General features: G+C 51.3%; 9 protein-coding genes. 4 read left to right on the forward strand and 5 right to left on the reverse strand.

All coding sequences use genetic code 11. The features are described 5' to 3' along the window. Positions 1-672 (forward strand): ATP-binding cassette domain-containing protein (locus HMPREF1548_RS28700; RefSeq protein ID WP_021640438.1); only part of this gene is annotated, 672 nt, incomplete at its 5' end. A gap of 98 nt (positions 673-770) precedes the next feature. Here HMPREF1548_RS28700 and HMPREF1548_RS28705 read toward each other — a convergent pair. Next, positions 771-2,879 (reverse strand): FtsX-like permease family protein, encoded by a 2,109-nt coding sequence (locus HMPREF1548_RS28705; protein WP_021640439.1) that lies wholly within the window; start codon positions 2,877-2,879, stop codon positions 771-773. A gap of 3 nt (positions 2,880-2,882) precedes the next feature. Next, on the reverse strand, positions 2,883-3,626 hold the full coding sequence (locus tag HMPREF1548_RS28710; RefSeq protein WP_021640440.1) for an ABC transporter ATP-binding protein: 744 nt from the start codon (positions 3,624-3,626) through the stop codon (positions 2,883-2,885). 240 nt (positions 3,627-3,866) lie between these two features. Here HMPREF1548_RS28710 and HMPREF1548_RS28715 point away from each other — a divergent pair, with 240 nt between their 5' ends. The 3 genes from HMPREF1548_RS28715 (at position 3,867) to HMPREF1548_RS28725 (ending at position 7,193) form a co-directional block, all read left to right on the forward strand. Further along, positions 3,867-4,568: a LytR/AlgR family response regulator transcription factor gene (locus HMPREF1548_RS28715; protein ID WP_021640441.1), complete on the forward strand. Its 702-nt coding sequence runs from the start codon at positions 3,867-3,869 to the stop codon at positions 4,566-4,568. Beyond that, positions 4,565-5,842, forward strand: coding sequence for a sensor histidine kinase (locus HMPREF1548_RS28720; protein ID WP_021640442.1), 1,278 nt, complete (start codon positions 4,565-4,567; stop codon positions 5,840-5,842). Before HMPREF1548_RS28715 ends, HMPREF1548_RS28720 begins: the two co-directional genes overlap by 4 nt. 232 nt (positions 5,843-6,074) lie before the next feature. Then, entirely contained in the window at positions 6,075-7,193 is a 1,119-nt protein-coding gene (locus tag HMPREF1548_RS28725) for an acyltransferase family protein (RefSeq protein WP_021640443.1), read from the forward strand. 318 nt (positions 7,194-7,511) lie between these two features. Here HMPREF1548_RS28725 and HMPREF1548_RS28730 read toward each other — a convergent pair whose 3' ends face one another. The 3 genes from HMPREF1548_RS28730 to ptb are packed head-to-tail and all read right to left on the reverse strand — an operon-like array spanning position 7,512 to position 10,033. After that, on the reverse strand, positions 7,512-7,916 hold the full coding sequence (locus HMPREF1548_RS28730; protein ID WP_021640444.1) for a C-GCAxxG-C-C family protein: 405 nt from the start codon (positions 7,914-7,916) through the stop codon (positions 7,512-7,514). Between the two features lie 20 nt (positions 7,917-7,936). Beyond that, positions 7,937-9,004: a butyrate kinase gene (gene buk / locus HMPREF1548_RS28735; RefSeq protein WP_021640445.1), complete on the reverse strand. Its 1,068-nt coding sequence runs from the start codon at positions 9,002-9,004 to the stop codon at positions 7,937-7,939. Positions 9,005-9,043: 39 nt separating this feature from the next. Beyond that, positions 9,044-10,033 carry a phosphate butyryltransferase gene (gene ptb, locus HMPREF1548_RS28740; protein ID WP_083493080.1) on the reverse strand — a complete coding sequence of 330 codons (990 nt, stop codon included), beginning with the start codon at positions 10,031-10,033 and terminating at the stop codon, positions 9,044-9,046. Positions 10,034-10,389: the final 356 nt, after the last annotated feature.

The raw sequence follows: 10,389 nt of genomic DNA on the forward strand, positions 1-10,389 counted from the left end.
CGGCTGGAGCGTATGGCTCCGCCTGCCAAAACCTATGTGAAGCCGGTATTCCGATTCCATTCGGGCAGGGAGGTGCATGAGGAAATCCTCCTGCAGGTGAACGGGCTGGCAGCAGGATATTATTATCCGGTCATTTCCGGGATCAGTTTTACGGTAAACAGGGGACAGATGGTAGTGATTACGGGCTTCAACGGCATCGGCAAATCCACGCTTTTAAAGACGCTGGTGGGGCAGCTGCAGGCCCTGGACGGTAATTTCAGTATATCGGAGGCCGTACAGACCGGCTACTATGAACAGGAATTTTCCTGGGATACGCCGGAACAGACGCCGTTTGCCGCAATCCGTTCCTGGTTTCCTCAGCTTACGGAAAAAGAGGCCAGAAGACATCTGGCCGGATGCGGAATAGACAGCAAAAAGGCGGGGCAGAGCCTTTCTACCTTAAGCGGCGGGGAACAGGCCAAGGTCAAGCTGTGCAGGCTGACGCTTCAGCCCGCGAACCTGCTGATCCTTGACGAGCCTACCAACCACCTGGATGATCTGGCAAAGGAGGCGTTGAAGGAGGCGCTGGAGAAGTATGAGGGAACCGTGATTCTGGTGTCCCATGAAGAAAAATTTTACCAGGACTTCGCTGATAAAATCATATCCCTGGAGCAGGTTCGCCCCAGGGAATAATCAAAATCATGTGCCGTCCTGGATAGATACAAAATTATAATAAACGGATAAGCTGCAAAGCTGTAATACAGTCGCTGCGGGAGTGGATGCCGCGGGATTTAACATCCTGCGGCCCGGCAGGCTTTTTTTACGGAATACCCATATGCGGCAGCCAGCAGCAGTGCAGCGATCAGGCAGATGCTCCCATTGATGGCAAGCGCCATAGCTTCTGCGGAGGCAATATGTCCGTCATTGGTGAACATAACAAAGAAATCAAAAAGGTAAGCTGATAAAATACCAATCACGGAAGGAAGGAGGAAGAGCCTGCGAAGCTGGGAGGAAAGGCAACCCCGCAGAAAAGCAGTATTTGCGCCAAGCTGGCTCAGATCCCGGAACACCAGCCTTTCGGACTGTCCCAGGGTAAGGCCTCTGGTGTAGGCAATGATGACGGCGGCAGCCAGGCAGATAATGGCAACATATAAAAAGAGAAGGAAAAACACAGCATGACGGACAAAAGAGATTTTCTGTTCAAGGATTTTAAAATAAGGTGCGTATTTCCAGTCAAAATCCCTTTCGGGCTGCTCCGGATAAAGTGTGACCGTTCTGTCATAGACGTACTCTTTTCCCTGGCTGCGCGCCTGCTCATGCTGATAGGGATCATAATTCCCTAAAACAAGCATTTCAGAGCTTGCACGCTCGGAAAAGGCACGGTAAAGCTCCCTGGCAAAGGCATAGGAATTCTCCGCATCCGCCGTTTGAAACAGTACCTGTTTCGTCTTGTTTTTATCAACAGCGCCTTCCGACAGCATGGCGTAATCAGAATCACTGAGAACGTATCTTGCCTGGGTGTCAGAACCTCGGCCCACTACCAGCTGGTGGCAGACAAGCGTTCCTGCAAAGGAAACAGGGTGGGCATTTCCATTCAAATCCGTAATCTGATCCAGGTCGTCAAAATGTGCCCAGATTGTTTCAGCGGCATCCGGATGGGTAAGCAGCAGGTAGGTGCCGGGCTGAACCCGGACAGCTTCCCCAGTATAGGCATTGTAGGCGCTTTCACTGAGAAACTGCATGTATCCGGATTTTTCCATGTAGGTTTCAATGAGGTAACCCTGATCATCGTAATCTCTGTCCACAGAGCTGCCAATTAGATTCAGGAAGGTCAGTTCATGATAAGCCGTAATGGTTACGCCAAAATCCCCGGCAATATGGTAAATTTCTTCCTTTGTCAGCTCCCCGGAATCCGCCGGGTAAAAGAAGGATACATCCTCCGGATTCTGTGCATTGAAGTTATTCAGGCCTGTCATAAGCGTGGGGACATAGAAGGCGCCGAACAGACCGCAGAACAGCAGCAGGGTAATGATACACATGCTGCGCACCATCTGCGCGCCCAGGAATTTCATCATGTTGTAGGAAATGATATGGTTATAGTAGTGCTGGGGCCGCGCTCCCTTTTTATGGCAGGAAATGGAGTACACCAGAATCCGGTAAATTCCCAGGAAGGCAGGCAGGAAAAAAACAGAGGGCAGGCTTCCCAGGCTTCTATGGAATAAACGCAGTGAAAGGGGCGAAAGGCAGAGTGCAAGAAACAGTCCCGATACAAGAAGTATGCAGCCGGAAAGCAGATATCCGGGGGTGACTGTTTTTTTCAGCGGCTCGCTTCTGTGCTGTTCCTGAATAATTTCGATCACATTGCTGCGCTTCATAAACAGGTTGGCCTGGATAAACAGGGACACGGCGATGAGAATTACGAAGAGCAGAGTATATAACAGGCCCCGGGCTGAAATGGAGAAAGCGGCGCCGGTGGACTGTTTTACCAGCGGGAGAAAACAGAGCCATACGATAAAGGACAGAAGCTGTCCGGCGGCAGTTCCGCAGACGGCGCACAGGGCAAGGAGGGAAAGAAGCTCCCGTGACAGTGAGCGCATATAGGTTTTCCGGGGAAGCCCCATGGCGGTCAGGATTCCTGTTTCCCGGCTTTTATAACGCAGAAACAGGGATGAGGAATAAATGGTAAAAAGAAAACAGCCAAGGAGCGCCGCCGCAAATATGATGTAAACCTGCTTGCGGGAGTCCCCGCCCTCCGGCAGGATACTTTGCACCAGCGGGCTGGTGAGAACTGCCAGGAAAGAGGAAATAAGGAGAATGGCGAAGGTATTGCAGCCAAGAAACAGCCTGTATTCGCCGGGATTATTTTTACGGAGATGTTGGAAAATGGTATGCAGTGTCATGATTTACATCCTTTCATTGAGTTGTTTCAGTTCATCAAGCAGTATATCCATGAATTCCCGGCGGCTGCCCTGGCGTTTCAGTTCCTTCTGCACCTGGCCGTCCCGCATCAGAAGAACCCGGTCACAGTGGCTGGCGGAGAAGCTGTCATGTGTGACCATGAAAATTGTGGCGTCCAGTTTCTCTTTGGCTTCCCGGAATGCGCCGATGACGGCGGCGCCGGAACGGCTGTCAAGGTTGCCGGTAGGCTCATCCGCCAGAATCAGATCCGGATGGTTCATCAATGCCCTGGCAACGGCGGTGCGCTGCTTCTGCCCTCCTGAAATCTCAGCGGGATATTTGTCCGCGATATCGGTGATGTCAAACAGCTCCATCAGGTTGTGGGCCTTTGCCTCCATGGGCTTATAGGGAGAATGAAGAATGATTTTGGGAATACAGATGTTTTCAAATACCGTCAGGCCGTCCAGCAGGCAGAAATCCTGAAATACAAAGCCCAGTTTTTTGCTTCTTACCTGCGCCAGCCGTGTTTCATCCAGATTCTCCAGCGGCGTGCCGTTCAGCAGGATTTCTCCGGAATCATGGGGGATAAAACAGGAGATGCAGTTGAGCAATGTGGTTTTGCCGCTTCCCGAGGGCCCCATGACAGCCACGAACTCGCCTTTTTCAACGGTGAGGTTAACGTCCTTTAGCACCTCATAGGTGGCGGAGCCGGTGTGATAGCTTTTATATAAATGATTTACGTGCAGCATGTTTGATTCCTCTCTTTCTTCCGGGCTGTGTCCGGTGCTTATGCTTCTATTGTAGGGGAAAAGGCGCCTGTTTCCCACGGGAGGCAGGGTAATGTTTGGGAGATATTTTGTAAAGTTTGGTGATTCACGGGAAATAAGGAATATGTTATACTGGATACGGCTTTGGCGCGCCGCCTGAAATCGGAAGCGCGGCCGCGGCGGGCCTGAATTGGAAAAAGGAAGAAACGGAGCTGTAACGGAATGCTGGAAATTGCGATTTGCGATGACGAAAAAAAACTGAGGTTGGATCTGCGCCATGTGATAGAAAAAGAGCTTGCGCTTGACGGCGTGGAGTTCGGCCTGACCGAATATGAAAGCGGGGAGGCGCTTCTTCGGGGCATCAGGGAAAGGAATGCGGATATTATTTTCCTGGATATTGAGATGGGCGGCATGAACGGCATGGAGGCGGCCAGGACGCTCCGGAAAAACGGACAGCCCGCGGTAATAATATTTGTGACCTCCTATCCTGATTTTGTATTCCATGGCTATGAGGTCAGGGCGCTGAACTACATATTAAAGCCGTATCAGGAAAAAAAGATAAAAGAGGTTCTGCGGGATGCGCTGAAGGAACTGGAAATCAGTACGGAGAAATATTTTACGGTGGAGCAGAAGTCCGGCACCCTGCGTCTTGCGCTGGGACAGGTCAGATATTTTGTCAGCGAGGGAAGAAAGATAGCGGCAGCGGCGGAAGGGGAGAGAATCTCTTTTTACGGGAAGCTGTGCGAAGTGGAAGAAGAGCTGCCTGACTTTTTTGTCCGCTGCCACAACAGATATCTGGTGAACCTGAATTATGTGACGAAGCTGGAAAGCGCGGCACTGTATTGTGAAGGAGAGAAAATACCGGTCAGCCGTTCCTGCAGCCAGGAAACGGCGGCGGCTTTTGCGAGGTTTATGCTGAAATGATGGTTTCAAAAAATCTGATAATCTGTGTATTATCAATCATATATGTATCCTTTATTTTCCGCTTCCTTCTTTGCTTCCTGAAGCTGAAGCAGGGACTCCTGCAAAAGGCGGCCGCCATTGCAGGGGTCTGGATTGTGGGCTGTACGGTGGTTTTTCCGGAGGACCCGTTTAACGTTTTCGGGATGCTCGTTTTATTTGCCATGGTGCTGCTCATCTGCTTTGAAGGAAGCGTTGTGCGGCGGCTGTCGGTGGTACTCCTCCTGTATCCCATCATTGTATCTGTCAATTTTGTGACCCTGGATGCCACCGGAATCGTTTTTTACCGGCTGACGCCGCAGACCCCCTTTTGGGATGCCGCGCTGAACGCTTTTTCCATGCTTTTGCGGGATCTGATATGGATGGGGATTTACTTTGCCTTCCGTAAAAAGGCCGCCCATTCCATAAAAATGATGACGGACCGGATGTGGCTGCTCATGGATATCGTATGCGCCGCGGCATTTGCAGGCAGCATCACCCTGATTTCCACAATAAGCCATAAAGATGCCTGGCTCACCTATCCATCCTGCCTGGCCTGTGTGGTGACAAGCCTGGGCTGTATCTGGCTGGCGGCCTATATCGGTGAAACCATCCGCAGGGATATGGAAATGGAAAACATGAAGGTGCGCCAGGCATACTATGAGGAGCTGGAAAAAAACCAGCTGGCGGTCCGCAAGCTCCGCCACGACATGAACAACCACCTTGGTGTGATCGGCTCCTTCCTGGAGGAAAAGGAATACGACAAGGCGCTTGCCTATTTTAAAGAGCTGAATATCACCGCAGCGGCCCGAAACCGCAAATTCTGTGAAAACAGCCTGGTCAACGCGGTAATTAACGCAAAATATAACCTGGCGCTGGAAAAAAATATAGACTGCTTCGCCAACATCGAGCTGGATAACCTTCTCGCCATGGATGACGTAAGCCTGTGCACCATTTTCGCCAACCTTCTGGACAATGCCATAGAAGCGGCGCAGAAGGTCCCCGACAGGGAAGCCCGCCGCATTTCCCTCAAGGCCCGCTACACCGGGGAATCGCTCTGCATCGAGGTGGAAAACAGCAGGACCGGGGAACTGGCGGAATCCAAAGCCGGACTTCTCACCACCAAGCCCGATAAAGAAAACCATGGCTACGGCCTCCGATCTGTCCGTGACGTAGTAGAAAGCTACGGCGGTCATATGGACATCACACCGGCTGCCAATGCCTTCCGCGTAACCATCTGGATAGGCAGCCTTGTTTAGGGGGCTGGGAGATTTCCGGGCCGGGGCAGCGCTTTTGGAATTCACAAAAGGATAAAGCCTGGTAACTCTTCTGTTACCCGGACAGCTGCAAATTTCACAAAGTCTTAAGTATTATTAAGAAATTTTAGTATGGACAAATCCGGGAAAAAGTAATATAGTTGGTGAGGTTAAAAGGTTTTTGGGGGAAGGGGCATTTGACATAGTTTAGCGTGGCTTAAGAGAGGTGCCTGACATGAGACAGAATGAGGTAAGCTCCTGCGCTGCCGGAGGAATCGGGAGAGCGCGGAATTACCAGATGGATAATTTGAAATGCCTGCTCATTTTTGCAGTTGTATTAGGACATATGCTGGAGCTGTTTATGGGTAAAGATTCGGGGAACCGGATCCTTTATCTGGTCATCTATTCCTTCCATATGCCGCTGTTTGCTTTCGTATCCGGAGTGTTTGCCAGATATAATCCGGATAAAATCAAGAAGAATATGATATATCCTTATCTGGTTTTCCAGACCCTTTATGTGATTTTCGCAAATCAGGTGCTGGAGAAGGATGCGGATATGCAGTATACCACGCCGTACTGGCTGCTGTGGTATCTGTTCGCCATCATCGTGTGGAATCTGGTGCTTCCGCTGGTGCAGGGCGACAGCCTGGGCAGGAAGGCCGTCATGCTCATAGCGGCCGGGGCCGCCAGTGTGCTCATCGGCTTTGATGATAAGGCGGGATATTATCTGTCGGCCTCCAGGATTGTGGAGTTTTTCCCTTATTTCCTGCTGGGCGTATATTATAAAGAACTGAAGAACGGTGTGAAGGAAACGGTTTCGGAGCATCTGAGGAAGCATAGAAGGCTGTCCGTCCTTACCGGGGCGCGGGGAAAGGCCATGCTCAGGGCTTTTCTGATGGCCGGGCTGCTGGTGTTGATTGGGCTGCTTGTCTGGTTTATCAGCCGGCATGCGGAGGATATCAATTCCGCGTGGCTTTACGGCTCCGTTTCTTATAAAAAAGGAAATTACGGCTGGCAGTTCCGTGTGCTGAGCATCGGCGCTGCGCTGATGTGGCTTTTATTTTTCCTGCTGAGTATGCCGGCGGCGAAAATACCGTTTCTTTCCTATATCGGGGCGAACACCATGCCGGTGTATCTGCTCCACGGCTTTGTGATTAAATTCCTGAGCAAGATTAAGTTTTTTAAATTTGTGGAGCATGATGAAGCTGCGGCGCTGATTTTAAGCGTTATGCTTGTGGCGTTTCTGTCCTGGAAGCCGCTGGTTAACTTCCTGTCGCCATTGTTTCGGTGGAACCGGGAGGATTTCAGGCGCAGCGGCCGAAAGCGGCTGAAGAAAAATACCATGCCGGGATGAAATAAAAACTATGCCGTGATGAAATTACGGAAGAACTGCTGCTTTTCATCAGGTTTCCTTATATGGCAAAATAAAAAGAGAAGCCGGAAGATGATATACCCTTCCGACTTCTCTTTTTGTAACAGTTCGGCTTTCGGCCAAACTGTTACTGCATCCGCCCATTAAAAGTCGCCTTCGGCGAGGGGCGGATGCCTGCTGCCACCACGTTTTCTCACGGTTTGCGCAGTGAATGCGCAAACCTGCCTGAACTGTTACCTCTTTTTCTGTGTTTCCCTGCGATTGCAGGAGGAAAACAGTATTATCTTGGTTCCTGAAAGTCTACAGTTCCAGAACCTCCTGCGCGATTTCCACTGCATCTTCAATGCAGCCGGGGCAGGTGCGGATAACCTTTCCTGTGTCAATGCCCTTCAGTTCACGGCATATGATAGTGCCGTTCTTCTCTTCAAAGCGTTTCAGGATTTCGCGGGAAAGCTTATAGGTGTCTGCTTTGGTCCCGGGATTTGCCAGGCAGCCATCGCTGTTCTTAAAGCCTGCCAGCATTACGGCTCCTGAAACGGCGCCGCAGGTGCCGTCCATGCAGCCCATGCCCAGCCCGAAGGCTTCACCGGCACGGAAGAGGGTTTCCTCGTCCACGCCGATTTCCTTACAGAAGGAACAGGCAACAGCCTGACAGCAATTGTATTTCTTATCATGATTGGCAATCGCCAGTTCTTTTTTCGTCATGTCAGCTCCAGTTTCCGTAATTAATAAGCCTTTGCTTCCTCTTCACCCTTCATCACACGAAGTCCGCCCTGCGCCAGGGCAAGAAGCTCATCCTCGCCGGGATAGATTACAAAGTCGGCAATCCAGCCTACGCGCTTTTTCAGATCTTCACAGGTTACCTTGGAATAAGCGATGCCGCCTGTAAGGATGATCTTGTCAACCTTGCCGTTAAGGACGGTGGCCATGGCGCCGATATCCTTTGCCATCTGATAATGGAATGCATCCAGTACGGCTGCGTATTCCGGTACGCCTTCCAGCGCTTTGTCTTCCACGATGCGGGCGTCATTGGTTCCCACATAGCCGTTGAAGCCGCCGCCGCCAACCAGCTTCTTGTAAATTTCTTTTTCCGTATATTTGCCGGAGAAGCATAATTTCACCAGATCACCGGCGGGTACGGTGCCTGCGCGTTCGGGAGAGAATGCGCCTTCGCCGTCGAGGATGTTGTTTACGTCAACAATTTTGCCGCCTCTGTGTGCGCCTACGGAGCAGCCGCCGCCCATATGCACCACGATCAGGTTCAGCTGTTCGTAGGGGATGCCGGATTCCTTGGCGTATCTTCTGGCAACAGCCTTCTGGTTCAGGGCATGGAAGATACTTCTTCTGGGAAGCTCGGGGCATCCGGAATATCTGGCAACAGGCTCCAGCTCATCTACAACAACCGGGTCAACGATAAAGGAAGGAACGCCGATGGAATCGCCGATTTCCCTTGCCAGGATACCGCCCAGGTTGGAAGCGTGCTGTCCCTGATAGCCGATTTTCAGATCGTTAAGCAGATCGTCGCTCACCTTGTAGGTGCCGCCCGGGATGGGCTTAAGCAGTCCGCCGCGCCCTACGATGAAATCCAGGGAATGGATGTCGAAGTTCTTCTCCTTCAGGAGGTCCGTGATAATTTCCTTACGGAAATCCTTCTGGTCGATGATGGTGGCGTACTTTGAGATTTCTTCAGTGGGGTGTCTTAAGGTTTCTTCAAAAAGAAGGGTTTCGTCCTCAAAAACACCGATTTTGGTTGAGGTGGAACCGGGATTGATAATTAAGCTCTTATAAGACATAGGGTTTTCTCCTTTTCTTTTATGAAGCGGTTAGTCCGCTCAGCCTCTTTTTTTATTCAGCTCTTCCGCAACTACGGCAGCCAGGGCGATGGAGTTTACCTTTGTTTCAAAGGTATCGGAACGGCTGGTAAGGATGGCGGGAACCTGGGTTCCTGTAAGGATGCATCCGTTCTTTACGCCATTAACCATGTGCACAATTGCTTTGTAAACCAGGTTTCCTGCATGGATGTCGGGGAACAGCAGAATGTCCGCATCACCCTGGATTTTGCGGTCGGTTGCCCCTTTGTGTTTTGCAGCCTCCGGATCAATGGCCAGGTCGAGGGAAAGCGGTCCGTCAACAACACAGCCGGTGATCTTTCCTTCCTCGCACATCTTTGTCAGCTCGGCGGCCTCTACGGTTACGGGCATTTTCGGGTTAACCACCTCAACAGCGGCCAGAGGGGCTACCTTGGGGGTGGGAACGCCGCAGGCATGAGCCACTTCTACGGTATTTTCAATAATATGTACCTTGTCCTCCAGCGTAGGGTAGGTCATGAATGCCACGTCGGTGAAGAACAGCAGCTGGTCGATGCCGGGGATATCGAATACGCATACATGGGAAAGCGGATTTCCGGTTCTCAGGCCAACCTCTTTGTCAAGAATACTCTTTAAGAAGGTTTTGGTTTCCAGAAGGCCCTTCATGTACATATCCACCTTGCCGTCATGGGCAAGCTTTACTGCGGTCAGGGCAGCAGTCCATTCATCGGGTTCGTTGATAATTTCGAAATCGGAAATGTCAATGCCGCCCGCTGCTGCGGTTGCTTTGATTTTTTCCTCATCGCCTACCAGGATGGCGTTGGCAATGCCGCGGTCCTTGGCCGCCCTTACCGCTTCCAGAACTGCGCTGTCCTGCGCAACGGCAACAGATACGGTCTTCTGGCCGCATTCTTTTACTTTGGAAATCAGTCCGTCAAAACTTGTACTCATTTGTTCGCACCTCATTTGAAATTGTTTTATGGTATTGTGGAATCTGTGTTGCTGCGGGCAGATGGGGAACCATTACCTTCCATACGCCGGAAACGGCAGGAACCCCGGAAACTGTATAAAAAATGCCCATTGTTAAAATTATAACACTTCTATTTCTAAAGGTCAAGGCGGATCACCACACCCGCAAGGAGAAACGCATCAGCGCAGGCGCCGTACTTTCCGCCGTCCGAGGCTGCGGCAGCCAGCCGTCTTTCTTCCCGGGCGGGATGGGGGTGTTGTCTGATCCAGTTTCAAAAACGGGGTATTTCTAACTGTTCCGGGAAACCAGAATTCTGCCAACGCGGCCGGAACTCCTCCCGCAGCGACTTGCGTCTGCTGCGTTCGTCAGACAGGCCGCTAGGGACGGCAAAATTCCGGTC

It is taken from the genome of Clostridium sp. KLE 1755, from assembly GCF_000466465.2.
GTDB classification, from domain to species: Bacteria; Bacillota; Clostridia; order Lachnospirales; family Lachnospiraceae; genus Eisenbergiella; species Eisenbergiella porci.

What these genes read in the sequence shown, in the direction of transcription:
- HMPREF1548_RS28705 (WP_021640439.1), bottom strand. Translation starts at nt 2,879, where the DNA reads ATGACACTGCATACCATTTTCCAACATCTCCGTAAAAATAATCCCGGC.
- HMPREF1548_RS28710 (WP_021640440.1), bottom strand. Translation starts at nt 3,626, where the DNA reads ATGCTGCACGTAAATCATTTATATAAAAGCTATCACACCGGCTCCGCC.
- HMPREF1548_RS28715 (WP_021640441.1), top strand. Translation starts at nt 3,867, where the DNA reads ATGCTGGAAATTGCGATTTGCGATGACGAAAAAAAACTGAGGTTGGAT.
- HMPREF1548_RS28720 (WP_021640442.1), top strand. Translation starts at nt 4,565, where the DNA reads ATGATGGTTTCAAAAAATCTGATAATCTGTGTATTATCAATCATATAT.
- HMPREF1548_RS28725 (WP_021640443.1), top strand. Translation starts at nt 6,075, where the DNA reads ATGAGACAGAATGAGGTAAGCTCCTGCGCTGCCGGAGGAATCGGGAGA.
- HMPREF1548_RS28730 (WP_021640444.1), bottom strand. Translation starts at nt 7,916, where the DNA reads ATGACGAAAAAAGAACTGGCGATTGCCAATCATGATAAGAAATACAAT.
- buk (WP_021640445.1), bottom strand. Translation starts at nt 9,004, where the DNA reads ATGTCTTATAAGAGCTTAATTATCAATCCCGGTTCCACCTCAACCAAA.